The sequence below is a fragment of the Bradyrhizobium genomosp. III genome (genome assembly GCF_000261705.1).
Classification (GTDB): Bacteria; Pseudomonadota; Alphaproteobacteria; order Rhizobiales; family Xanthobacteraceae; genus Bradyrhizobium; species Bradyrhizobium ottawaense.
This window is the reverse complement of record NZ_AJQF01000399.1, coordinates 1-24829: the sequence shown is the minus strand read 5'-3', so window position 1 is coordinate 24829 and position 24829 is coordinate 1. Positions and strand designations below refer to the sequence as shown.

At 59.2% G+C, this 24829-nt stretch carries 20 protein-coding genes and 3 pseudogenes; 10 read left to right on the top strand and 13 right to left on the bottom strand.

Features of this window, described 5'->3' with window-relative positions:
• Positions 1–69 precede the first annotated feature (69 nt).
• Entirely contained in the window at positions 70–366 is a 297-nt protein-coding gene (locus tag IC66_RS0132370; protein ID WP_011084973.1) for a DCL family protein, read from the top strand.
• 582 nt (positions 367–948) lie between these two features.
• Here the strand turns inward: IC66_RS0132370 and IC66_RS48520 are convergent.
• A pseudogene (locus tag IC66_RS48520) lies at positions 949–1151 on the bottom strand (transposase); the annotation flags it as partial.
• Positions 1152–1330: 179 nt separating this feature from the next.
• Positions 1331–2527 carry a sensor histidine kinase gene (locus tag IC66_RS0132360; RefSeq protein ID WP_014497705.1) on the bottom strand — a complete coding sequence of 399 codons (1197 nt, stop codon included), beginning with the start codon at positions 2525–2527 and terminating at the stop codon, positions 1331–1333.
• Positions 2528–2896: 369 nt separating this feature from the next.
• On the opposite strand from IC66_RS0132360, the gene IC66_RS0132355 reads away from it, so the two are divergent.
• A complete protein-coding gene (locus IC66_RS0132355; protein ID WP_014497706.1) occupies positions 2897–3130 on the top strand; it encodes a hypothetical protein in 234 nt (77 codons plus the stop codon).
• A gap of 427 nt (positions 3131–3557) precedes the next feature.
• Here the strand turns inward: IC66_RS0132355 and IC66_RS0132345 are convergent, their stop codons facing one another.
• Both IC66_RS0132345 and IC66_RS0132340 read right to left on the bottom strand, forming a co-directional pair.
• The gene (locus IC66_RS0132345; RefSeq protein ID WP_014497707.1) at positions 3558–5240 is read right to left on the bottom strand and encodes an ATP-binding protein; all 1683 of its coding nucleotides are present in this window, start codon (positions 5238–5240) and stop codon (positions 3558–3560) included.
• Positions 5227–6747: an ATPase domain-containing protein gene (locus IC66_RS0132340; RefSeq protein WP_018646982.1), complete on the bottom strand. Its 1521-nt coding sequence runs from the start codon at positions 6745–6747 to the stop codon at positions 5227–5229. Before IC66_RS0132340 ends, IC66_RS0132345 begins: the two co-directional genes overlap by 14 nt.
• A gap of 228 nt (positions 6748–6975) precedes the next feature.
• On the opposite strand from IC66_RS0132340, the gene IC66_RS0132335 reads away from it, so the two are divergent.
• Positions 6976–8952: a hybrid sensor histidine kinase/response regulator gene (locus tag IC66_RS0132335; protein ID WP_225895010.1), complete on the top strand. Its 1977-nt coding sequence runs from the start codon at positions 6976–6978 to the stop codon at positions 8950–8952.
• A 507-nt stretch (positions 8953–9459) separates the two neighbouring features.
• On the opposite strand, the pseudogene mmsA reads toward IC66_RS0132335, so the two are convergent.
• Positions 9460–10461, bottom strand: a pseudogene (gene mmsA / locus IC66_RS0132325) (CoA-acylating methylmalonate-semialdehyde dehydrogenase); the annotation flags it as partial.
• On the opposite strand from mmsA, the gene IC66_RS0132320 reads away from it, so the two are divergent.
• Positions 10445–10921 carry a hypothetical protein gene (locus IC66_RS0132320; protein ID WP_202557216.1) on the top strand — a complete coding sequence of 159 codons (477 nt, stop codon included), beginning with the start codon at positions 10445–10447 and terminating at the stop codon, positions 10919–10921. The pseudogene mmsA and the gene IC66_RS0132320 sit on opposite strands and share 17 nt — an antisense overlap.
• A 34-nt stretch (positions 10922–10955) precedes the next feature.
• Entirely contained in the window at positions 10956–11846 is an 891-nt protein-coding gene (locus IC66_RS0132315) for an SMP-30/gluconolactonase/LRE family protein (protein WP_011084962.1), read from the top strand.
• 45 nt (positions 11847–11891) lie between these two features.
• Here the strand turns inward: IC66_RS0132315 and IC66_RS0132310 are convergent, their stop codons facing one another.
• The 5 genes from IC66_RS0132310 to IC66_RS0132290 form a co-directional block, all read right to left on the bottom strand.
• Positions 11892–13784 carry a TRAP transporter large permease gene (locus tag IC66_RS0132310; RefSeq protein ID WP_038950438.1) on the bottom strand — a complete coding sequence of 631 codons (1893 nt, stop codon included), beginning with the start codon at positions 13782–13784 and terminating at the stop codon, positions 11892–11894.
• Positions 13781–14806, bottom strand: coding sequence for a TRAP transporter substrate-binding protein (locus IC66_RS0132305; protein WP_014497714.1), 1026 nt, complete (start codon positions 14804–14806; stop codon positions 13781–13783). The genes IC66_RS0132310 and IC66_RS0132305 overlap by 4 nt, the downstream gene beginning before the upstream one ends.
• Positions 14807–14999: 193 nt before the next feature.
• Complete coding sequence (locus IC66_RS0132300; protein ID WP_014497715.1) at positions 15000–16010, bottom strand: transketolase family protein; 1011 nt, start codon at positions 16008–16010, stop codon at positions 15000–15002.
• Positions 16007–16858: a transketolase gene (locus tag IC66_RS0132295; protein ID WP_011084958.1), complete on the bottom strand. Its 852-nt coding sequence runs from the start codon at positions 16856–16858 to the stop codon at positions 16007–16009. Before IC66_RS0132295 ends, IC66_RS0132300 begins: the two co-directional genes overlap by 4 nt.
• Before the next feature lie 24 nt (positions 16859–16882).
• Positions 16883–17632 (bottom strand): SDR family NAD(P)-dependent oxidoreductase, encoded by a 750-nt coding sequence (locus IC66_RS0132290; protein ID WP_011084957.1) that lies wholly within the window; start codon positions 17630–17632, stop codon positions 16883–16885.
• A 108-nt stretch (positions 17633–17740) separates the two neighbouring features.
• On the opposite strand from IC66_RS0132290, the gene IC66_RS0132285 reads away from it, so the two are divergent.
• From IC66_RS0132285 to IC66_RS46565, 3 genes are all read left to right on the top strand, one after another.
• The gene (locus IC66_RS0132285) at positions 17741–18637 is read left to right on the top strand and encodes a LysR substrate-binding domain-containing protein (RefSeq protein ID WP_011084956.1); all 897 of its coding nucleotides are present in this window, start codon (positions 17741–17743) and stop codon (positions 18635–18637) included.
• Between the two features lie 672 nt (positions 18638–19309).
• A complete protein-coding gene (locus tag IC66_RS43780; protein ID WP_014497717.1) occupies positions 19310–19513 on the top strand; it encodes a hypothetical protein in 204 nt (67 codons plus the stop codon).
• A gap of 41 nt (positions 19514–19554) precedes the next feature.
• Positions 19555–19761 (top strand): hypothetical protein, encoded by a 207-nt coding sequence (locus IC66_RS46565; protein ID WP_131233156.1) that lies wholly within the window; start codon positions 19555–19557, stop codon positions 19759–19761.
• A 178-nt stretch (positions 19762–19939) separates the two neighbouring features.
• Here the strand turns inward: IC66_RS46565 and IC66_RS0132275 are convergent, their stop codons facing one another.
• The gene (locus IC66_RS0132275; RefSeq protein WP_014497718.1) at positions 19940–20242 is read right to left on the bottom strand and encodes a hypothetical protein; all 303 of its coding nucleotides are present in this window, start codon (positions 20240–20242) and stop codon (positions 19940–19942) included.
• Positions 20243–21263: 1021 nt separating this feature from the next.
• Here IC66_RS0132275 and IC66_RS0132265 point away from each other — a divergent pair.
• Both IC66_RS0132265 and IC66_RS0132260 read left to right on the top strand, forming a co-directional pair.
• Complete coding sequence (locus tag IC66_RS0132265; protein ID WP_171463837.1) at positions 21264–22451, top strand: IS256 family transposase; 1188 nt, start codon at positions 21264–21266, stop codon at positions 22449–22451.
• Positions 22452–22482: 31 nt separating this feature from the next.
• A pseudogene (locus IC66_RS0132260) lies at positions 22483–22832 on the top strand (SOS response-associated peptidase family protein); the annotation flags it as partial.
• A gap of 81 nt (positions 22833–22913) precedes the next feature.
• Here the strand turns inward: IC66_RS0132260 and IC66_RS0132255 are convergent.
• Entirely contained in the window at positions 22914–23138 is a 225-nt protein-coding gene (locus tag IC66_RS0132255; RefSeq protein ID WP_018647460.1) for a hypothetical protein, read from the bottom strand.
• 145 nt (positions 23139–23283) lie between these two features.
• The gene (locus tag IC66_RS0132250) at positions 23284–24438 is read right to left on the bottom strand and encodes an acyltransferase family protein (RefSeq protein WP_223153693.1); all 1155 of its coding nucleotides are present in this window, start codon (positions 24436–24438) and stop codon (positions 23284–23286) included.
• Between the last annotated feature and the right edge of the window lie 391 nt (positions 24439–24829).

Sequence of the window (24829 nt, the reverse complement as noted above, 5' to 3'; positions counted from 1 at the left end):
CGCGAGCGGCTTCTGCCGCTCGACGACGTGGACAGCAATTCTACCGCTTGATTGGAATGGAGGTTTCACATGCCCGCGAAGCCGATCGACCTCGGCCCACTGCACTTCGCCAAAAGAGGTGACGCCGTTGCTTATTTGAATGACATGCTTCACCGGTACGACGTGGGCGATCGGGTTGGCGCCAATGACACAGTGATTCTACGAGCGGCACTGGAGCACCATCCCGATGCCGAGGCCAAGAAGGGATGCGGAATTACCCACTTTAACGTCCGAACTGCTGACTTCGGTACGAAATGCTTCTGGTTGAACCGTACTGACGGAACGACCGAAAAGTTTTCTCATAGGGCCTGTATCTACGGTACCTAGCTAAGCAATTCTAAGTTATTGATCTTTCTTGGTGTGGTGATCGTCCTCGTCCCGTTTTGTTCACGGTCGTTTCACCCAATTCGTTGCGATTTCATTGCTGCCTTTCGCAACGAGAACGGCGCTCGCTGAAACATCGAGCGTGCGTGTGGCAACGCAACGAGTAGGTTGCCGGCCGCTATTTCGCAGAGGGTCGACTTCCCGCGAGATCTCCAGGAGCGCCAGCAAGTACACTGATAGGGCGTTGCCGCTGCTCGACGGCATGAAGGCGCCCGAGAAAATTGTCGAAACGCGCCGCGGGAGATACTCAAGCCAATTTCGCCTAAACCGGAGACACCGGCGCCAGATCCAGACGAAGACGATATTGAGGATGATCTCGACGAAATCGATGAGGCGTCGCGGCAGGATCCGAAGTTGCCGCACTTTATTCACAATTCACACGGGGATGCAGATCCGCGGCCGCTCAAGGCATGGCTAATCAAACGGCTGATGCCAGCGGTGGGGCATGGCTTGCTGTCGGGTCAGTGGGGCGCCGGCAAAACATGGTGCACCATCTTGGTGCACGGTGAGCGAAGCAGATCGGGTTGGCGGGACGTTGGCCCATGCGCCGTTCTTCGTGGCGAGCTCCTTAATCCAGTCGGCGTCGTAGCCACGTCAGAAAGCTGCATCGATCCGCGCTTCAGACAAGATAGTCGCTTTCTGGCAAGCCGATTCTCGTGAGCCTCGTCGGGCGTCAGCGCCAGCCGGACCGGCAGGCCGTTGGCATCCACGAGTGCATGAATCTCACTGCGAGGAGGTGGAGGCGGCCGGCTTCGTACTGGACGCGGAAAGCACAATGCTCGCGAACAAGGACGATCCGCACTCGATGAAGGTGTTCGATCCCTCGATCAAGGGCGAGACCGATCGCTTCGCCTATCAGTTCGTGAAGCCATGACAGGTCCGGGATGTAGGATGGACGGAACTTCCTCTAATCGAGCGGCACATCAAGTTGGATTGTTGTGCCCTTTGGCTCGTTTGATGAGACCGCGATGCGTCCATTGAGTTGGGCAAGCAGGCTCTTGATCACCTTGAAGCCCAGGCTCGCTCGCGGCTGGTCCATATCGAAATCCGCCGGCAGTCCCACGCCCTGATCCGCTACCACGACATGCAAATCGGCTCCGCGCCCCGCGCCCGCCACCTGGATTTCGCCGGACTTGTCGGAGTAGGCGTGCTTCGCCGCGTTCGTGACAAGCTCATTGATCAGGAGGCCAAGCGGAATTGCCTTGTCCGCCGGAATCATCAGGTGGTCGAACTTACAGTCAATCTTGTAGGCGAGCGTTTCTTGCAGCTTCCTGCAAAGCTCGCCCGCGAAGTCCGCAATATCGACAAACCCGATCCTGGTGCTGCGCCACAGGTGGTCGTGAACCTGGGCGATCGTCGTGATGCGGGAAGCGGCGTCCTTGAGCGCGTTTTGAACTTCCTCGGACTGTGCGCTGCGGGACTGGACGCGGAGCAGGCCTACCACCGACGCCAGGCTGTTCTTGACACGGTGGCTCATCTCTCGAGTCAACATGGCTTGGTGCTCGAGGGCTTTTTGGAGCTCGGCGTCGGCATGCTGCCGCTCAATGGCGATGCCGAGCAGGCCCGCAAAGCCGGCAAGGAAATCAGCATCCGCGAGATCGAACTGACCCGAGTCAGCGCTGTCGACTTCCAGAACACCAAACGGTAGATGACCTTCGCCGCCCCGCGCGATGAGAACGTTGATGGCGCGCTTGATGCCGTGCTCCGACAGTAGTTTCGGCGTTCGAAAGCGGGTTTCTTCCTGCAGGTGGTTGGAAATGACGATTTGGCCGGTATGGAACGCGTAGCCGGCGGGAGACTCCAGATCGACGCCCAGGGATATCTGGCCGATCGTCTCCGGCGCCCATCCGACGCCTGCGCTCACCAGCAACCGTTTTTCCTCCGGCATGTACTCCAGGACCTTGGCAAAAGGTGTTTCGAGACCCTGGGCACAGAGCTGCGTCGCTCGTTGGAGTATCTGGCCGATGTCGCGGGTCTGCAGCGCGGTTCGGCCGAACTCGCCCAGCAAGGACTGTTGCCTCAACCGGTACGGAAGTTCCTGTCTGGTTGCCCCGGTCGATGCGACGGGAGACGTCACGGATTCTGTCCCCGTGAGGGTTGGCATGAACTCGTCCCTTCGAACCCTGGCTGGCCCGCCTTCGGCTTGTAGCATGATAAGTTACGCGCCTAACCTCTTTCCTAGCGTCTAGTGCTTGGCGCGGCCTTGCTGGAAAATACCCTAGTAGGATCTCAATTATGGAACTTACTGTTCCACCACGTCTTACCCTGCCGCGCGACTGCGACGAGGCAGCCAGGGGGAGATTGGCTTTGACCGATGCGGTTAAGATTCTGGTCGTCGAGGACGACCAGCTTATTCGGGCTATGGTCGAAGAAGCTCTTTCAGACGGCGGCTTTGCGTCCACCCTGACGGCGTCTGGCGAGGAAGCCATTACTCTTTTGCAGGCAGGACGACGAATCCAAATTCCGGGCGGTCGTGACCGACATCAACCTGCTGGGAAAGCTCGATGGATGGAAGGTCGGTCGCTCTGCCCGGGAGATCGATCCGACGATGCCCATCATCTACATGACCGGCACTCACGGGGAGGAATGGGCGTCCGAGGGCGTCCCAAACAGCCTACTGCTTGCAAAGCCCTTTGCCCCTGCTCAGATCGTAACCGCGATATCGCAGCTTCTTAACGCGGCCCCGCCGATCCCGCCCGCAGACTAGCGAGCCGGTCTCATGGGCGAGAAAGCTGAAGAACCAATCAAGCCTCGCTGGGCTAGTTCGACTAGGCTATCGAGGCCGAGCGGGCCGCATTGGAGGGCGCTCGTAAGCAACGCCCGTTGGGAGAAGCAGAAGCACAAGCTGAACTTCGCCGCGCGCCGGGCCCCAAAAAACATAGTTCACGCCGCCGCCGTTGCGCATCGCCATCAATGGCGCGGCGCAGGCCAACGTGCACCAGATCGAGTCCAAGGCGGCCTGAGCGAACGCGTATAACGGCCCGGCGTTTCAGGCACTACCCCCACTCGTCATCGAATGGGGGACGCCCGGCGGAAGGCCGCAGCGCCGCTTTTCTACGGCGCGCGCACAAACCACCTGAAGGGACGGCTCGAAATCCGTCTACCCGGCAGGTGCACGCTGCCGCTGAGCGGCATTAGAAGCCATCCCTTCCATTCGGCAGGAGGTGCGCGATCTCCGTCGCAAGTTGAGCTTGCGTGTAAGGTTTCGCGAGACGTGCGACGTCTACCACTTCGCTTCCTTCCAGTTCAGCGAACCCCGTCGCAAGCAAGATCGGAAGTCGAGGATATTGGCGGCGCACTTCTCGGGCCAATTCGATTCCTGTCATTCCTGGCATCGCGTGGTCGGTTATTAAAAGATCAGCAGCTAAGCCACTTTCAAGAAGCCGCAACGCCTCAATGGCGGAATGCGCTTCAATCACCTGATGTCCCAGGTCTTCCAGCAGATCGACAGTACTGCCGGCGATCAGAAGATCGTCGTCTACAAAAAGAATCTTCGCTGGCGCCGAGGCTTGGGTAACGATGTTCGGCGCGCGTCCGGAAGGCGGCGACGTTTCACTGGCAACGGGAAGCCAAAGTCTGGCGGTTGTCCCGCTTGAGGGGGTGCTTTCGAGCCGCAGGGCACCTCCGGATTGTTGCGCCAGGCCGAACACCATGGACAAACCCAAACCCGTGCCCTTGCCGACTCCCTTCGTTGAGAAGAAAGGTTCTACGGCCCGGGCCAGCGTTTGTGCGTCCATTCCTTCTCCAGTATCTCGCACCGAGAGCACCACGTATCGGCCTGGTTGGACACCAAGCTGATCGTCGATGTCGACAATTTGCTCGGACAGCCCGATCGTGAGGACGCCGCCAGTAATCATAGCGTCCCGGGCATTCACGGCGAGATTGAGCAGAGCCATTTCGAGCTGGTTCGGGTCGACGTCGACGACCGGCATATTGTCTTCGGCGTGAAGCTCGATCCGAACCATCGGACCCACCGAACGATCTATGAGGCCTATCATGTCTTCCACAAGACTTCGGACGTCTGTAGCTTGCGCCTTCAGTTCCTGCTTGCGCGCAAAAGCGAGTAGCCTTTGTGTTAGAGTGGCGCCACGGCGGGCGCCCTCCATGGCGCCATCCAGGAGCCTGTGAAGTCGAGCATCTTCACCTAGTTTTTTCGAAAGCAGGTCGAGGTTGCCGATGACAGCCATAAGCAGGTTATTGAAATCGTGCGCGACCCCGCCGACAAGTTGGCCCAACGCCTCGATTTTCTGTGCCTGCAGCAACGCTGCCTGGGCCCGCTCGCGACCCGCAATTTCTTCCCGGAGTTGACTGTTCGCCCGCTCAAGGTCAGCCGTTCTCTCCGCAACCAAACGCTCCAGTTCGGCAGAGGCGCCGCGCTGCGCCTCAAGGTACGCACGAGTTTGATACTGTCGTCTTCGAGCGCGCTCTGCGGAAAGTACCGTGGCCTGAAGCGTGATGGCCTGCAAGGGGCGCTCGAGAAAGCCCACGTTACGCAGGCGAATGACCAACTCCCGCCTGAACGCGGCAAACTTGCCACCTTCATTGCGGTTGGTCAGTACGACAAAGGGTTGATCGGACCACGGTGGCTGACGGCCCACCCAGTCCTCCAGAACGCGGGCATTATTGCCGTAGAGCGCCTCCTCCGCCACAACCACGACTTCGATGACCCACTCGAGATTCTCTATCACTTCCTGAAGCGTGTTGCAGACCACGGGACGTAAGCCTGCCCTTTCGATCAACTTGGCAACAGTTGCCGCGTCCCGTCCAATGGGCATCAGGACCAAAACCACGCCTTTTGGCGTTTCAGGCCGGACCATCGGTGTCCCGAGGCATCAAAGGTGCCTCCTCCCCCTTGTACACCGGCGTACCGCCGAAAATGCCACTGAAACCCTTTAGCGGGGGTCCGACGGTGATGCCTTGGTGGCTCAGTTTGAATTCTCGGATCGTATGTTCGTGATTGCCGCTTCGCTTTTTCACGACGGACAGTGCGCGCCGCACGCTGCCATCAAACTCGAAATAACGCAGCATCAGCACGCCATCGGCGAGATAACTAATGTCCAGCGGCGTATCCATCGGTCCGACGAGGCCATGCTGAGCCAGCACGAGGATGGTCAGGGCGCCGCGATGACTGAGATAGCTCAGCAGCTCGTGCATCTGAAGAATCAAAAAGCGCTCATCCGGCATCGCATTGAGATAGCCATTGAGGCTGTCGATTATCACTACCCGCGCGTCAGCACGTTCTACGCTGCTCCGCACCGCGTCGGCAAACTCGCCTGGCGCCATTTCAGCAGGGTCGATTTGCTGAAAATCGATCAAGCCTTTATCGAGCCCGTCTTGAAGTGGAAGTCCCAACGTCTTCGCTCGCGCACTCACAGTGCCGCGTCCTTCGTCGAAGGCAAAAATCACGGAGCGTTCGTTTCGGGCTGCGGCTGCGATCGCATAGGTAAGCGCCAGCGATGATTTTCCAACGCCCGCTGCACCGATGAGGAGCACATTCGTTCCGCGCTCAAGGCCACCGCCCAGAAGAGTGTCCAGTTCCGGATTGCCGCTCAAGACGACGTCGCTGTCGAATTCCTTATGATGTTCTGCTGCGACAAGTCGGGGGTAAACCATGAGACCACCATGCCGGATGGTGAAGTCGTGAAATCCCCCCTTGAATTCGATACCACGCATCTTCACGACACGAAGGCGTCGCCGCTGCGCGCCGTAATCGATTGCCAACTGTTCAAGAAGCACAACGCCATGGGCGATCGAATGCAATTGCAGATCGTTCTGCTGTGATGAAAGGTCATCAAGCAAAACCACAGTGGACTTGCGACCTGAAAAGAAGTGTTTCAACGCGAGGATCTGACGGCGGTATCTAAGGGGGCTTTGTGCCAGCAGGCGAAGCTCCGACAGGCTATCGAGTACAATTCGCGCCGGCGCCAGTGCCTCGACCCGGTCAAAGATCATCTGCGTGGTTTCGCTAAGCTCCATCTCGGCCGGATGCAGCACCGTGAGTTCCTGGCTCGGATCCAGCGTGGTCTCAGGCGGGATCAATTCAAAGATTGTAATGCCGTTGAGCGACCACCCATGACGCTTTGCGACCAGACGCAATTCTTGCTCAGTCTCCGATAGCGTGATGTAGAGGGTCGGTTCGCCGACGCGAACTCCTTCCAGCAAAAATTCCAGAGCGAGGGTTGTCTTGCCTGAACCGGGTTGGCCTTCAAACAGATACATTCTCTCGGGATCAAAGCCGCCTCCGAGAATGTCATCTAGACCAAAATTTCCGGTGGAAATCCTCGGGAGCTCACAGCCGTCGAGCAACCGCTTTTCCTCATCCATATCAACCCCCGTTTCGCCGCAGGCGGAGCCGCCTTTGATTTATGGAAACTTCTGCTCCCGGGCAGGGTTCCCCGGCCAAGCCGGAGCCTCGACGGCGATACTCACCACTTGCGATCCTGTGGTCTTAAGCATTGCTCGGCCGGCCACGGCGACAGGGGCACAATGCCACGGTGTACGGAACAATCCCGCATCCAAATACGTTGAACCTGTTTGGGAGCGCTCCACGCGTTGAAAACACTGCAAACAAAGCTCGACGGGGTCGCCGACGCGCGGCCGCTTCAACTGCTCATCGACTCCATCGTGGACTACGCCATCTACATGATCGATGTAGATGGCACCGTGCGCAGTTGGAACTCCGGTGCCGAGCGATTGAAGGGCTACTCAGCGGACGAGATCATCGGCAAGTCCTTCTCATTGTTTTATCCGCCCGAGGATCGCGCGAAAGAGCTTCCCCAAACAGCGTTGAAAATTGCGGCAGAGACCGGCCGGTTCAGTTCCGAAGGGTGGCGCGTCCGCAAAGACGGGACCCGCTTTTGGGCGTTAGTCGTCGTGGATGCGATCCGCGACGAGCAAGGTCAGGTGATCGGCTTTGCAAAGGTCACGCGCGACATCACAGAACGTCAGCAGGCCCACAACGATCTGCTGGAGAGCGAGCGACGATACCGTCGATTGATCGAGGCTGTTGTCGATTATGCGATTTTTCAGCTGGATCCTGCCGGCAATATAACCACCTGGAATCCGGGTGCACAGCGCATCAAAGGCTACGATCCGGATGAAATTATCGGTCAGCACTTCAGTCGCTTCTACACGCCTGAAGATATTCAAACTGGCGTACCGAAACGGGCGCTCGCCGAAGCGGCCAAATTGGGACGCTTCGAGGCTGAAGGTTGGCGAGTGCGAAAGGACAGCAGTCGCTTTTGGGCGTCAGTTGTCATCGATCGCATCACCGACGAGGCCGGCGAATTGGTTGGGTTTGCAAAAGTAACGCGTGACGTAACCGAGCGAAAGCAGGCCCAGGACGAACTCCAGCGCACTCAGCAGCAGTTAGCCGCCTCTCAGAAGCTCGAAGCGGTAGGCCAGCTCAGCGGCGGGATCGCGCACGACTTCAATAATCTCCTGATGATCGTGCTTGGCAACCTTGAGACCGCGGAGCGGAACAGCCGCGGCCTGACTAACAGCACGAATCTTCAGCGGGCACTCGCCAATGCCAAGCGGGGCGCGCAGCGTGCCGCAGCACTGACTAGCCGCCTGCTCGCATTCTCCCGTCGGCAAGCGCTGGATCCGCAGCCTATCAATCTGAATATTTTTCTGAATGGATTGCAGGAGTTTCTGCAACGTACCCTCGGTGAACGCATCGAAGTTCAAACCGTCGGAAGTGCGGGTCTCTGGTCGATCGAGGCTGATACCAACCACCTCGAGTCTGCCATTATCAATCTCGGTATCAACGCACGCGACGCGATGCCGGATGGCGGCAAACTCACGGTCGAGGCTATGAACGTATTAGCTGACGAGGACTATTGCCGAGTGAATCCTGAGCTCTCCCCGGGCCATTATGTCATCGTTTGCGTAACAGACACTGGGACCGGGATGACCGCGGACGTCCTCAATCATGCTTTCGAGCCTTTTTTTACCACGAAAGAGCTCGGGCAAGGGACAGGCCTCGGACTTAGCCAAGTCTATGGTTTCGTAAAGCAGTCGGGTGGGCACGTGAAGATCTACAGCGAAGTCGGCCAAGGTACCAGCATCAGAATGTATTTCCCCCGCTACCATGGAGATGCTCGACCCGCCGAGGGTAATGCAGACGAGTTTCGCCCGGAAGGTGAGAAACTGGAGACGATACTCGTCGTCGAAGATGATACGGACCTGCGTGCATATGTTTCTGAGCTTCTGCGAGATTTAAATTATCGCGTGGTTGTGGCATCCAGCGCCCAGGCTGCCTTGACCATCCTTCTGCAGGAAGAGCCGAAGGTTGATCTTGTGCTGACGGATGTCGTCATGCCGGGAATCAATGGACGGGAGATGGGCCGGCGCGCACAGCAGATCCGCCCAGGCATCAAGATCCTGTACATGACAGGTTACTCGCGAAATGCCGTGGTCCACCAAGGGCGCCTTGATGAGGGCGTCGAGCTATTAGAGAAGCCGATCTCTCAGGCAAAACTCGCTTTTCGTGTGCGCGAAATGTTAGACCGGCTTGACCAATACTGAATTGAATTCGCGCCAGCGCAGGCCGTGATCCGGTACACAGGTCAATTCTATTCGCTCTTCTTGTTGGCCAAAGTGCTCCGCGTCGAGAATCTGACGGCGAACTACATGCTTATCGGCGCCACTATCATCACCGTGCCTCTGTATGTCGTGTTCGTCAGTCTTTCGGACAAGATCGGCCGCCGCAAGGCGTATGTCGCTGTGGCCCGAGTATGCGTGGCCGCACCCCAACTTTTTCGGCGCCCGCGGTCGACCTCAGTCGAAATGCGGAGGCGTACAAAATCGCGCCAATGACGGAGAGAGTGTCAGTCAATCCCAAATGAAAGATAAAGCATTTTTAAGTTTCTTGGGCGCCAAAACCCGCCATTCGAGCTACGGCCGAACACAACTGTCTGCGGCATGCTCGAGCATTTCTCTAAGACAGAGGCCGTTAGAATGACCTATGAAAAGAACGAGGGCCGATGGCCCTCGCAGTCTGGGAGAACAGACAAAAGCAGTATCCGGCAGCCGTCATGACATGGTCGGCATGACGAATTCGGCACCGGCCCGTATTCCGGTTGGCCAGCGGCTTGTCACTGTCTTCATTCGCGTGTTGAAGCGGACGCCTTCCGGTCCATGCATGTGATGATCGCCGAAGATCGACGCTTTCCATCCACCGAAGGAGTGGAAGGCCATCGGCACCGGAATCGGAACGTTGATGCCGACCATGCCGACCTTGATCTGGTGAGCAAATTCACGAGCAGCATCGCCGTCACGTGTGAAGATCGATGTCCCGTTGCCGAACTCGTGCTCATTGATCAGCCGCGCGGCCGTCGCATAATCCGGTGCTCGCACGACCGAGAGCACTGGCCCGAAGATCTCCTCCTTGTAGATCTTCATGCTCGGCTTGACGTGATCGAACAAAGTCCCGCCCAGGAAGAAGCCGTCTTCGTAGCCCTGCATTTTGAATTTGCGTCCGTCGACGAGCAACTTCGCGCCGTCCGCAACGCCCGCATCGATGTAGCTTGGGACCTTGTCCAGATGCTGCTTCGTGACGATAGGACCCATCTCGGCCTCGGGATCGGTACCCGGCCCGACCTTCAGGCCTCGAACCTTCGGCTCCAAGGCTGAGATCAGCTTGTCCGCGGTCCCCTCGCCGACCGGTACGGCAACAGAAATCGCCATGCAGCGTTCGCCGGCGGAGCCGTAAGCGGCACCCATCAGTGCATCAACCGCCTGATCCATGTCGGCATCGGGCATCACGATCATGTGGTTCTTGGCGCCGCCGAGAGCCTGACAGCGTTTTCCGGTATTCGCGGCGGTCGAATAGATGTACTGCGCAATGGGCGTGGACCCTACGAAGCTGACCGCCGAGACGTTCGGATGATGCAGTAGCGCGTCGACGGCTTCCTTATCACCCTGCACCACGTTGAAGACGCCATCCGGCAGGCCGGCTTCCTTCAGCCATTCCGCCATGATTAGCGAAGCGGATGGATCACGTTCCGACGGCTTCAGGATGAAGGTGTTTCCGCAGGGGGCTCCGCTTGAACTGTTCGAGCAGCCTCGTACGGGCTTTGTGGCCGGCTTCCTCGGGTCTCCGTCGATCAACCTCGTCCCGGCGACCCTCAAGACAAGCGGCGGCTGCGCCGCAGTTGTGTTTCAGTCCGGCGGTGCGCTGACGCTTCCGAATGCAAGAGCCAAATTGCGGACAGGTGCGGATGGCCAAGAAGTTCTGGTGGGCATTCGACCCCAGCACTTCAGCCGGGCTGGCGGCGGACCTCCGCGCGACGGGGTGGTCTCCTATTCGGCCGTCGTCGACCTCATTCAGCCGACGGGGACCCGTACATTCACCACCATCAAGATCGGCGGCGTCGATGCGGTCGCGGAGTTGCAGGCTCATGACGTCAGCAGCCATGGCGAGCGGATCAACCTCGCCATCGACCTCAATCGCGTGGTGCTGATCGATCCGGCCAGCGGCCTGGTCATCTCGTAACGAGCGCCGGCAATCTGGAGAACGGGAGGAAAAAATGGCGTCGAGACTGTTTGCCACCGGAATTGGAGCTCCGGAGGGGCCGGTGTGCCTGCCCGATGGATCGATGTATGTGACCGAAATGTCCGCGTCGACCCTTTGCATCACACGGCTTGACTCTCGCGGCAATCGCAGGGTGATCCGGACGACTGGCGGGCGTCCGAACGGGTTGACGACTGATGGCCACGGCCGGATCTGGATCGCGGAAGCAGGCCTCCGGGCGCTGATCTGCATCGACGACGGCGGAAACGAGATCCGGCGCATGCAGGGCGAAGGTACGGACCGCTTTCTATTTCCGAACGATCTTTGCTTCGGCCCGAACGGACTGCTCTACCTGACCGACTCCGGCATGGCGGCCGAAGATTTCATCAACGGCCAGGCCTTCGTCGACGGCTATATGGACCTTGATTGGGACGGCCGTGTGTATGAGATCGATCCGGCGGCCATGAAGGTGCTACGCGTGCTCGATCGGAAGATCCGCTTCACCAACGGCATTGCTTTCGGCTCCGACAATCACCTCTATGCCAACGCGTCCTTCACCGGCGAGATCTACCGATATGACGTGCTCGGCGAAGCCTCGCCTAGACGCGAGGTCTTCGGCAACGTCCTGCAACCGAATGCCAATCCCGATTTCAAAGGTCCGGACGGGATGGCCTTCGGCACGGATGGCCGCCTCTATTGCACGGTCTACAACCAGAAGAACGTCAGGGTGCTGGACCGACGGGGTGAAGTCGTCGACCGGCTGATCCTGGATGGGCCGCAGCCGACGAATTGTGCCTTCACGCTCGAGGGCAAGAAGCTACGCGTGACTGAAGTCGGCAAGGGGCAAGTCGAAGAGATCGATATGCCCTGCGAGGGCCTGCCGCTGCATCTGCCGAAGTTCGCCTGACGAGGTGCCTCGCGGTTTTGTCCCGCAAGGCGTCCCGCAGATGCGTCAAAGGAAGCCGATCGATAGCCAGGGCACGGCCGCGACGATCAGCGTGCCGATCAAAAGCGCGATCATGTAGCCCACGATCGGCTTCATGCCCTCGTCCGGGTTGATGCGGCCGATGGCGCAAGCCGCGTAGTAGCCGACGCCGAACGGTGGCGCGAACAGGCCGATGCCCATCGCGAGAACGACCACCATCGCGTAGTGGACATCGTGCACCCCGACCTGCCGCGCGATCGGGAACAGGAGCGGGCCGAACAAGACGATGGCCGGGATCCCTTCCAGAACGCTGCCCAGGATCACGAAGGTCACGATCGTCACGGCAAGGAAGACAGGTACTCCGCCGGGAAGGCTGGTCATGAACTTTGCAAGAGAGGCAGAAAATCCCGACTGGGTCAGCGCCCAGGCCATGCCCGTCGCCGCGCCGATGATGAGCAGGATCGCCCCCGACAGCGAAGCCGTCTCGACCAGCATCGGATAGATGCGGCGCCAGTCGAACTGCCGATAGATGAAGAGTCCCGCACAGGCCGAGTACAGGATCCCGATGGTCGAGACCTCCGTTGCCGTCGCAACGCCTTCGACGACGGCGGTCCGGATCACGAATGGCAGCGCGATGGCCGGTATCGCGATCACAAAGGCGCGGCCAATCTGCCGCCCCGTCGCCCGTTTGACGTGAGACAGGTCCTCGCGGCGGTATCGCCACCACACCACGGCCGCGAGCATGATCGCGAGCACCACGCCCGGAAGCAACCCGCCGGTGAACAGCGCCGAGATCGACACACCGGTCACCGAGCCGATCGTGATCAGAACGAGTGACGGGGGAATCGTCTCGGTCTGCGCCCCCGTCGCGGCCAGGAGCGCAACGAGATCGCCGGGCTTGGCCCCACGCTGCCGCATCTCGGGAAACAGCACTGGAGCCACCGCAGCCATGTCCGCCGCCTTGGAGCCGGAGATGCCTGAGACCAGATACATCGCCCCGACCAGCACGTAGTGCAGTCCGCCACGCACGTGGCCCAAAAGGCTTGCCAGGAAGCTGACCATGGCGCGCGCCATGCCCGTCATCTCGATCAGAAGGCCGAGAAAGACGAAGAGAGGCACGGCAAGCAGGATCAAGTGGCTCATGCCCTCGTCCATTCGTCCGATCATCACGACGTCGGGCGTGCTGGTTGTCAGGGCGAGATAGCCGACCGTGGCGAGGCCAAATGCAAACGCGATCGGCACGGCCGCAAAGACCATCGCGCCGACCACGAAAACGAAGAAGATCAGAAGATTCAGATTGCCAAGTGCCTTCAAGACCGGCGCCAGCAGAATGAACGTTCCGATGATGCCTGCGACGATCGCCAGGGAGGCCAGCAAGCTGCGCAGGCTCGCGATGCGGATGAGCCGGAGGACGGCTGCGATCAGCATCAGCCCGATGCCGATCGGCAGCGCTGCCGCACGCCAGGTGTTGACGATCTCGAGCGCCGGAGTGGTGACGAAGGCCTCGTCGGCGGCGAATTCATAGGCCGGCCAAACGACGAGCACGAGAAATGCCAGCGACGCCGCGGCCGCTATGACATCCAGGAACGCGCGGAGCTCCGCACTGAGCACGCCGACGATGGCGGTCATCCGCATGTGCTCGCCGCGCTGGAACGCAATCACAGACCCGAGCATGGCGAGCCAGAGGAAGAGAATGCCGGCAAGCTCGTCGGACCAGACGATCGGCGAGCGGAATACGTATCTGCCCACGATGCCCGCGGACAGCACCACGATCTCCGCCAGCACGAGCAAGGCCGCCGGGACTGCGACAGCGTGGCCAAGCACCATGTTCGCTGTCACCACCCATCGGCGCGAATTCGCTTGAGATCTGCCGGCCGCGAGCCCGGTATCCACATGCGGCGTATGGCTCACGCTGGTCATGATAGCTGGCCCGCGGCTTTTTCAAGGTGAGACCATGCCTCCTCGCCAAACTTGCCCTTCCAGTCGGCGTAAAAGCTGGTCTTAGACAGCGCCTGGCGGAAAGCGGCACGATCGACGTCGATGAACTTGAGACCTTTGGTCGACAGATCGGCGCGCAGGGACTGGCTGAGCTTTGCGATGTCTGCCCGCTGATCGACCGCGGAGCGATCGAGCTCGCGCGTCACGATCTCCTGCACATCCTTGGGCAGGCGCTCGAAGGCGCGCTTGTTGCCCAGAATCCAGTAGCCATCCCAGACGTGCCCGGTGAGGCTACACGTGCTCTGCACTTCGTAAAGACGCGCGGTCGCGATGATCGGCAACGGATTCTCCTGGCCGTCGACGACCTTGGTCTGCAACGCGGAATAGACCTCGTTGAAGTTGATCGGCGTCGGCCCGGCGCCGAGCGCCTTGAAGAGCGAGGTGAGCAGCGGCGCGGGCGGAACGCGGATCTGGAAATTCTTCAGATCATCCGGCGTCCGGACCTCGCGGCCCGACGAGGTCACCTGACGAAAGCCGTTGTCCCAGGCCTTCGAAACCGCCATGATTGGCGTCTTGGCGATTTGCGCCCGGATGTAAGTGCCGAGGTCGCCGTCCATCGCCTTCCATACGCTGTCGTAGTCGGCGAATGCGAAGCCGGTGTTCACAATGCCTGCGCTAGGTACGAGGGTGGCAAGAATCGAGGACGATTGGTTGAAGAACTCGACGCCGCCGCTGCGAACTTGGGTCAAAAGCTCGGTGTCGGAGCCGAGCTGGTTGGCCGGAAATAGCCTGATCTCCAGCCGACCGCTCGTCGCTTCGCGGATACGGTCGATCGCCTCTTGCGCCCGGATATTCACCGGATGCGTTGGGTCCTGTCCGGTCGCGAACTTGTAGACGAACTCGGCGGCAGACGCCGGGCGGGTGAGAATCCCGCAGAGAGGAACGGTGGTGGCGGCCATCAACAGCGAACGGCGACTGATGCTTCCGGGCTTCGATGCAGTCATGTTTTCCTCCTGGTCCTTCATTGACGTTGCTGCCCGTTGCATCAGCGCAGGCTGACGTGCAGCTTTCCGGGTTCTTCGCTTGCCGGCTCTCGACCACCGGCATTTGGGCAGGAGCAATCACTCGCCGCCGCAACATGCGACGGGCGTAGCTCCTCACCTGGGCTTGGCTAAGTTGGCGCTTAGCGCCGGTACACTAAAGCCACCGCTTGATCTGCCGTGCGACCTCTGCGGTGGAAATCCCGTAGCGGTCGTGCAGGGTCGGAAGTGCGCCGGCGTCAAGAAACTCGTCCGGCAATGCGATCTGGCGGAAGGGCGGATGGACGCCGGAACGCATCAGAAGCGCGGCAGCCGCCTCGCCGAGACCGCCAATCGTTGTGTGGTTTTCGGCAACGACGACCAGGCGGCCCGACTTGCCGGCTTCACGCAAGATCGTCTCGGTATCGAGCGGCTTGATGGTTGGAACATGCAGCACCGCAATATCGATGCTGTCGTCTTTCAAGGTCTGTACGGCTTCGAGCGCGCGCATGGTCATAATGCCGGATGAGATGACCAGGGCGTCCTTCCCGTCGCGGATCAGCTTGGCCTTGCCGAGCTCGAATTTGTAGTCGTACTCGTCCAGAACGACCGGCACCTGGCCGCGCAGCAGGCGGGTGTAGACTGGCCCCTGATGCGCCGCGATGGCAGGCACCAACTGCTCGATCTCGTGGGCATCGCAGGGATCGATGACCGTCATATTTGGCATGGCACGAAATAGCGCGAGATCCTCTGCGGCCTGGTGACTCGGGCCGTAGCCCGAGGTCAGGCCGGGCAAAGCACAAACGATCTTCACGTTGCGGTCTTCCTCCGCAATCGTCTGGTGAATGAAATCGTAAGCCCGCCGAGACGCGAACACCGCGTAAGTGGTCGCGAAAGGCATGAAGCCTTCGGCAGCGAGGCCGGAGGCGGCGCCGAACAGAAGCTGCTCGGCCATGCCCATCTGGTAATAGCGGTCCGGGAACTCCTTTGCGAAGATGTACATGTCGGTGTATTTGCCGAGATCGGCCGTCATGCCGACCACCTCAGGGCGGTGGCGCGCGAGTTCGACGAGCGCGTGTCCGAACGGCCCCGGTCTGGTCTTCTGCCCCTCGGCTGCGATCGATGCGATCATCGCTGAGGTGGTCAGGCGCGGCTTGCCCGGCTGCGGTGCTGATCTGACGGTCTTCATGCCTGCCTCCCGGCTTCCAGCGCGGCAAGCGCGAGCTGCCATTCGTGCGGCTCGACGCGGATGAAATGGCTCTTCTCGCGCTGCTCGAGGAAGGGAACACCCTTCCCCATCAGCGTGTCGGCGACGATGATCCGCGGCTTGAGTTCGGGATGGGACTTGGCCGCGTCGAAGGCGGCGACCACGGCATTGAGATCGTTGCCGTTGACGCGCTGCACGAACCAGCCGAAGGCCTGAAGCTTCTCGACCAGCGGCTCGAACGCCATGACCTGCGTGGAAGGACCGTCCGCCTGCTGATTGTTGACGTCGACGATGCCGATCAGATTGTCGAGCTTGTAGTGGCCTGCCGACTGGATCGCCTCCCAGACCGAGCCTTCGTCAAGCTCGCCATCGGAAAATAAGGTGTATACCCGCGCTCCGGATTTCTTGCGTTTGAGTCCCAGGCCCATGCCGACGGCGATGCTGAGTCCGAGCCCGAGCGAGCCGCCCGACATTTCCATTCCCGGTGTGTAGGAGGCCATGCCCGACATCGGCAGGCGGCTCTCGTCGCTGCCATAGGTTTCGAGTTCTTCCTCGGGGACGATCCCCGCCTCGATCAAGGCCGCGTAGAGCGCGATGGCATAATGCCCGTTGGAGAGCAGAAAGCGGTCTCGCTCCTCCCAGGACGGATCTTCGGGTCTGTAGCGCATCGCATGGAAATAGGCGACGGCGAGAACGTCAGAGATGTCGAGCGCCTGTGCGATATAGCCTTGGCCCTGAACTTCGCCCATGCGCAGGGCATTGCGGCGAATATTGTGGGCGCGGTCCGTCAGCTTGGGCGTGTTCGTAAGCGCGTTGGTCGAGGTTTCCATCGATCTGACCCTTGTCTCGCTGGCTCAGTGGATGAGCATGCCGCCGTTCACGTCGATCACGGCGCCGGTTACGTAGGCGGAGAGATCCGAGGCCAGGAAGGTGTAGATACCGGCGACGTCTTCGGCCGTACCGAGACGATTGAGCGGAATGCCTTCCAGGATCTTCGCCCTCATCTCGTCGGTCAGCTTGCCCGCGGTGATATCGGTGCCGATCAGGCCGGGCGTGACGCAATTGACGCGAATGCCGTCCGGGCCGAACTCTCGGGCCATCGCCTTGGCGAGACCAAGTACGCCGGCCTTCGCGGCCGAATAGTGCGGGCCGCCAAAAATTCCACCACCGCGCTGGGCCGAGACCGACGACATGCATGCAATCGATCCGGCTTTCCGTCCGCGCATATGCGGGATCACCGCCTGGGAGAGAAACAGGATGCCCTTGAGATTGACGTCCTGAATGCGATCCCAATCGGCTGCCGAGATCTCCAGGAACTTCACCGGCTGGGTGATGCCGGCATTGTTGATCAAAACATCGGTGCCGCCAAAGGATTCGATCACGCGGGCGACCGCCTGTTCGCAGGACGATTTGTCGGCGACGTCGCACCCTAGTCCGATATGGGAATTTCCGAGCGATGCCGCAGCATCCGTCGCAGCGCCGGCGTCAATATCCAGAATGGCGACCCGAGCGCCCTCGGCGGCGAACCGCCGGGCGGTGGCAAGCCCGATCCCGCGCGGCGAGGCCGCGCCCGAAATGATGGCCGTCTTACCGCTGAGCAGCATCAGTTCCTCCCGCAAATTGTTCTTCCTTGGCGCTTAGGAATGACCCGCCGACCGCCAACGGACAAACGCGCAGTTGTCACGGATCGATGAATCTGGTTCACTTATGGGATGCTGTCGAATATCCCCATATCGGCAATTCGTGCCTTTGAAGCGGCTGCCCGCACCGGATCGTTTCGCGATGCGGCGAATGAGCTTCACCTGACACCGAGTGCCGTTAGTCATGCCATCCGCAAGCTGGAGGGCACCCTTCGGACCGCTTTGTTCGAGCGCAGCGCACGATCCGTGCGACTTACGCCGGCCGGCGAGAACCTGATGCGTCACACGGGAGCGGCATTCGATCAGCTCCGCCGTGGCCTAGAGGAAGTTGCCGCGCGCGGACCACAATTGGTGCGCGTCCATTCCGCGCCCAGCTTTGCTGCGCAATGGCTGGCACCACGGCTTGCACAGTTTCTCGCTGCTTACCCGAAGCTCGAGGTTCGGCTGGCTGCAAGCACGGACTATGCGCGCTTCAGCAACGATGATTTCGATATCGACATCGTCTACGGTCCGCCACGCGCGGAGGGCGTCGAAATTGTCCCTCTGCCGGAGGAGACGGTCACGCCGCTCTGCTCGCCCTCGCTCGCAAAATCGATCAGGAAGCCTGCCGATCTCCTCGATCAGACGCTCATCCGCTCCGACGTGAAGCGGGTGCAGTGGCATCAATGGTTCACCGCGAATGGGTTAGAAGCACCTGCGCTTCACGGCATGAGATTCGACCGAAGCTTTCTTGCGATCGCGACGGCTGCAGAGGGATTGGGCGTGGCCTTGGAATCAACGCTTCTGGCCGAACGCGAACTGGCGTGCGGGCGCTTGGTCGCTCCATTGGCCGGACGCGCCAACGATATCCGCTACGTCGGTCACCGCTTGATCTACCCGCGCGCAAGCCGACAAAGATCGTCGGTACGAGCTTTTGCGGATTGGGTGGTGGCCCAACTCGGCGGCGGAGATGTTCGCTCCTCGCAGTGAGACCTCATCGAGATATTCCTGAAGCTGATGCGGAAATCCACCGCGTTTTGAGGATCTGCCCTTCATAGGAACCCCTCCGACCGCGTGCACGTTGCCGTATCGCTTCAGGACCCCCTGCCTTGGAGCGCCCCAACAGCGGCCTCCGCGTTGCCCCCGCGGGGGTCGTTTTATCGCGAGGCACAATGGACGAGGGTTGGAGAGTAGTGTTCGCGATTAGCGCCACTGCCGTGGTCGCCGGGGGCGCCTTCTTTGCCATCCGGTTTATCATCGGTCTGCACCTTTAAGGTCGCCCCTTACCCGTATTTTTCCCTAGGTCCAAAGTCTCACATCCACACACCAGTGGAGAAAGTGTCATCGGTGCACTACGGCTTGCGCTCCCGCATCGGTTGCAGTTGGATAGAGGAGCGAATTTACAAGAGACGTTTTTGAGGGGGAACAATATGAGGGCAGCAACGCTCGTTGCCGGGCTTTTTTTGGCAATCGGAATAATTGGACCGGCCGATGCTCGCGGAGGAGGTCACGGGGGCCGTGTCAGCTATGGCGGCGGACACCACACCTCAAGCCACGGCGGCAGCTTTTCAGGCGGCTCGGGATCGTTGCACCGCGGCGGGACCTATGTGAATTCAAACACCGGGAACCGTTACGGCACCCACCAATAAGAGGAAGCGCGCAATGGCGAAGTCGACCCGGAATAGCGGCAAGCAGTCGACGTCAGGCGAAGTGAGCCAACTCAAACAACTTGTGAAGGGCAACACACCGACGCGAGTGATCGGCCTGAAGTTGGGCCGAACCGAAAACGCGATCTACAACAAAGCATCTGAGGAAGGAATCTCACTGGCTCCGACGAACCAAAGCCCCTACGGCACGAAGAAGTAGGTACGGAGATCATGCTGAGACATTGGCCTGCGGCGCTTTGCATGGCCCTCGTGGATTCGGCTTATGGTCAGGCGCCTGCTCCGGCCGCGCCCAAAGCCGCTCCTGAGCCGTCGGCCTATTGTCGATCTTCTGCGCAAATACTCTTTCAGGGTGGAGCTTCGGACGGCGACATCGCCGCCGTCGCGAAGATCTGCCGCCGTGGCGATGTCATCGCCATCAGCACCAGCGCACAAGGTTCAGTATTCTAGGTCGGTCGCCTATGTGACTTTACGAAGTCAGTAGTCGTGATGGGTCCACAGACGCTTTGCGTCCTAGGAGCCGAACGAAGCGTGAGGTGACCAATCCGTGATCGTGATCATGCCCTGCGCGGCGAAATCCAGCTACTGGTTGCTCGCTCGACTGTCACGTCACCGCGACATGTGACATCTACCGCAAAAGCTTCTTTAGCGCAGCGTCGCTCGCTAATCTTGAACTTAAGCGTCGAGCCGCTCCCTGTTGGTTCTCGCCAAGCGTATCTTTGATGATTTCCGTCGCTCGGGTCATCACCTCTTTTCGGACGGATGGGACGGCGCGGATCATCGCCGCAATTTCAGCCTCTGACATACTCTTATTGGGATCCAACTGACGGAGTTCGGCGAACCTTGATTCAACCGCTTTGATTTTTGAGTCATCGAACCACAGAGCAACGCTCTTCTGAGAGTCCGCAATTTTTTGTCGCTTTGTCAGCATCCATATCCTGCGTTCCGACGGGCGAATACATTTGGCCAACTAGCCAACCAAGTTTTGCCTGAAACGTGTCTGTCAATTGCAAGATCTTCGCCGCAACGCAGGTTGCTAGGTGGAGATCGGCCTTCACAGCGATGGAAAGTTTGAGAAACGCTATGCAGTCTACCTGAGATCTGTGCCCTCGGAATCCAGAAAGAAATAGCCAGGCTCGTTGTAATTCAAAAGCCGGCCCATAAACTCCGAGATCTTATTTCTCGCCCGAAGTCCAACGATAGGGAGATCGGATTTCACAGCAGGAGCCTGGAATTGACCGACCTGTCGTTCTACGACCAATTCGAGACTGCGCACCGGTGCAATGGCAATGTACGGTGCCTTGCATCCGCCCGCTGGCCCGCGAGGTACTAGGTCGCAACTTTGCGTTAGCACGATGAAGAATAAGTTCTTCGGATGGTGGAAAAAATGAGGATGAACTGCCTCCAGTAGAGCATCCAGCTCTAGCGTCCTTCGCAGAACGTCCCCTTGCATCAACTCCGTGCTCGAGAACGCCGTTGTCTCATATGCAAAGTGCATGGGCCAAGCATGAGCGCGGATCAGGATGCAGTTTTGGATGCGAACGTATCCGAAGGTGAGACTCGCCCCTCCAGTTCATCATTCAGCCGGCGGATCGCTTGTCGCGTCGACACATTGGCCGGCTCGATTGAGACGGTAATTTTTGTGAAGGCCCCAGACTTGCTAATCTGCGTTCGGTAACTACTGCGGCACTCGGTTCGGCATGAAACGATGTTGCATCTCTGCCCTTGGTGTTAACGACTGCGTCGACAGCACGCCATTCCTGTCTGGTCACCGATGTCGATGAAATTCTGATGTTTTTCGAACTCATTGCATTGCCCCGTAAATGTTTGTCAAAAGATTGCACGCCATCTCAAAACTGCTTTGCATTCGGTAACGTACAGTGTCTTTCGCACTTTCAGGATTGACGGCTTCCTCTAGAATGAAGGAGCTTTGAATGAACGATGGGAATGCCATGGGTCAGGTGATCCAAATTGATGAGGCCCGGATTCGAGATCACCTGGGCGAGATGGTCCGCGGGACGGTGGAAGAGACACTGAACGCCATGCTGGAGGCCGAAGCGGACCAGCTGTGCGGTGCTGGGCGTTATGAGCGCAGCCCGGCCCGGCAGGACACGCGGGCGGGCAGCTACGAGCGAACGCTGCAGACCAAGGCGGGCGACGTCAATCTGAAGGTTCCGAAGCTACGGCGGCAAACCTTCGAGACGGCGATTATCGAGCGCTACCGGAGGCGGGAGAGCTCGGTCGAGGAGGCGCTGATCGAGATGTATCTGGCCGGGATTTCGGTTCGGCGGGTCGAAGACATTACGGAGGCGCTGTGGGGCCCCCGGGTCAGCCCGAGCACAGTGTCGAACCTGAACAAGAAGATCTATACCAAGATCGAGGCGTGGCGGAATCGCAGGATCGAAGGCGAGCATCCGTATCTCTACCTCGACGGCATCGTGATGAAGCGCAGCTGGGCTGGTGAGGTTCGCAACGTCTCGCTGCTGGTGGCCTCGGCGGTCAATGCCGAGGGGTTCCGGGAGATCCTCGGCATCTGTGAGGGCGCCAAGGAGGACAAATCCGGCTGGTCCTCGTTTCTGCGGCATCTCGTCGATCGCGGTCTCAGGGGCGTGCAGTTGGTGGTTTCCGATGCGTGCCGAGGTCTTGTCGAAAGCGTTGCGGATTATCTGCCGGAGGCCCGCTATCAACGCTGCATGGTGCATTTTTATCGCAATGTCTTCAGCCACGTGCCGTCGACCCGGGTCCACGAGGTGAGCCACATGCTCAAGGCCATTCATGCCCAGGAGAGCCGCGCCGCGGCCGACGAGAAAGCCAGGACCGTCATCGCGGATCTGCGGGCAAGCCGTATGGCCAAAGCTGCTGATCTCGTCGAGCAGGCGGTTCACGAGACGCTCGCCTACTATGCCTTTCCTGACATCCATTGGCGGAAGATTCGAACGAACAATCCGCTCGAGCGCATCATGAAGGAGATCCGGCGACGAACCCGTGTCGTCGGCGCCTTCCCCGACGGTCAATCCTGTCTCAATTTGGCGGCGGCCCGGCTGCGGCACATTGCCGGAACGGCGTGGTCGACCAAATGCTACATGAACATGCGACCGCTCTATCAGCCACAACTCTCTGAAACCGGAGCCGTCGCCTGATCAAAAGTGCGAAAGATTCTGGACAGTACCGCCAAATCCCGAGACGAAGAAGAAAGATGTGGTTTGGTTCGCGCTCGAGGAGAGCCGGCCGCTGTTCTGCTTCGGCGGCATCTGGACCGAGTTCAGAGGCGACCGCGGCACCAAGTCGAAGCCGATCCCCGGCCCCACCTTGTCTACGGCTTCCTGACGACGTCACCCAATGCGGTCGTCGAGCCGATCCATCCGAAAGCAATGCCCGTGATCCTGACCACCGAGGAGGAGCGCGACATCTGGATGCACACTCCCTGGGATGAGGCAAAGGCGCTGCAGCGCCCGCTGCCCAACGACGCCCTGAGGATCGTCATGCGCGGCGCAGACAAGGAAGACAAGATCGCTGCGTAGGCTGCATTTGCACGGGCACCAGTTGAATGTACTTTTTGCCGGAGCGCTCGCGGGAATGCGACTGAGACGCTGACGTCCCGTCTAGGTCGCATGTGTGTCTGCTCGGGTACGCGGCCCAGAGCGTCCGCGATCTGAATGCGGCTCTTCTCTCCCCGAATCCTGAAACGCCTTCAAGATGGAGTTCATGTCGTATTGGCGGACGACCTGGATGCAATTCATCAGGTCGAGTTCAAGCTCGCCGTAATTCAGCAGGGTGCGGCCGATTATCGCCATCTCTTTCGGGAAGATATTGTGAATGGGAAACATGTGGTCTGCCTGAGTTAGCTCTTTCAATTACCCACATCTCATACCTAGCTAATTACCCTGAAGCTGGAAGGCCAGAGGGGGCGAAAGCGCTTCTGAGAGCAGAACAGGATAAGCACATCCGTGCATACCTGCGGCAGTGCCTGCATTAGCCTTTGAGGTGCTCAAATGATCTGTGACGCAAAGTGGCACGGATCGGTTCGTCGATATATCGCTTAACAAGAAAGCTAAAAGCGATTGCAACTAGAGTCATGCTTGGTACCGCTAGCGCTGCATGGATCTGCGCAACCCAACCTGCCGAAGTTCCGCCGAACAATAGCATGAGTGGAACGTAGTGGGTCATATAAAGCGGATATGAAAGATCTCCGATAAACTCGCTAAAACGGTTGATCGACGGACTCCCGATTGCATTAGCGCCCAGCCAAACAAGGAGCGGATATACGATTGTGACGATCAGGAAATCGTAGGGCTTCCAAAGGAAGGGCCAAAAAAAGGTCGCAAGCATGATAAGCGGAAGGTAATATGCTGCCCCTGGCAACAGCGGTTGCCTGCCAATACGGCAAGCAACAACGCCCGCGATAAATGAAAAACCTACCCGTACAAAGCCAATCCAGAAGGTTCTGCGGTCGAAACCGCCGTTTAGGCTTCCGAAATCGTAGCACGTGTATGCCGTTGCAACCGCGGCGAAGGCGAGCATCGCTAGCAACCATCGAAGCGATAGTTGGCGCAGACAAAGAGCAAACGTTAGGCTCGCCACATACTCGCAAAGCAATGACCAGGCGGGAGCGACAAAAGGAAAAATAGGAAAGCTGGGATCGTGGACAAATAAGTGCGGCAACAGAAGTACGCTGCAGGTGAGGAGAATAAAAAACTCCGTGACACTAAAATTGAATAACGCAGCAGCCATAGGCGCATAGAATCGTCCGATTACAACCACAACGAAGCCCAACAAGGAGCCAATTACGACGAGCGGATGCAGTCGTATCAGACGCCTTTTAATAAGTTCTGTGGGTGACAATTCTACGCGAGAAGGGTCGTAGGCAAATGCCATTACATACCCTGACAAGCAAAAGAAAAAATCTACAGCGAGATAACCGTGAGGAATCCGGTTCTGAGGACCGAACTGAAAGGGTTCATAAAAATGTAAAACGGCGACACAGATGGCAGCAATTCCCCGCATGCCGTCAAGAATGCTCAGTCGCGCGACCTCTTTGGCAGCCAGCGACCCGGGGTCTTCGGGAAAGGCGTTGGGGGGCGGTAAATTCGGGGTGGCGCAGCTGGATTTGAGCATCGCGTTCGACATGTAGGATTCTGCAATTCTATTAACGCATCTGTCGCATTTCTTTACATATACATGCATATACATGCATATACATGCATATACCGTGTGCCGCTACACGGTCTGAGCACCGTCAACTGCTAGCCCGGCCTATTCGTCAGAGGGCGGCTTTTGGGCCCGATTGATGCGGCCGCACATCTTGTCTGGCGAGGCGCACAGGATTGCCTTCGGCTTTTCACCGCCTGACGACCCGTACTTTGCAACGCGCTTGAGGGATGGGGTGGGTGAACGGGGGGCGGACGCCCCGCCGGTCAAGGACCGAGCGGCAGCAGCGCGCCTGGCAAACGGCGGATCAGGTCGGCTCGGGACATGCCGCGGCAAACGCAAGGCGAATGCGGCTCGTGGTCTCGACCAC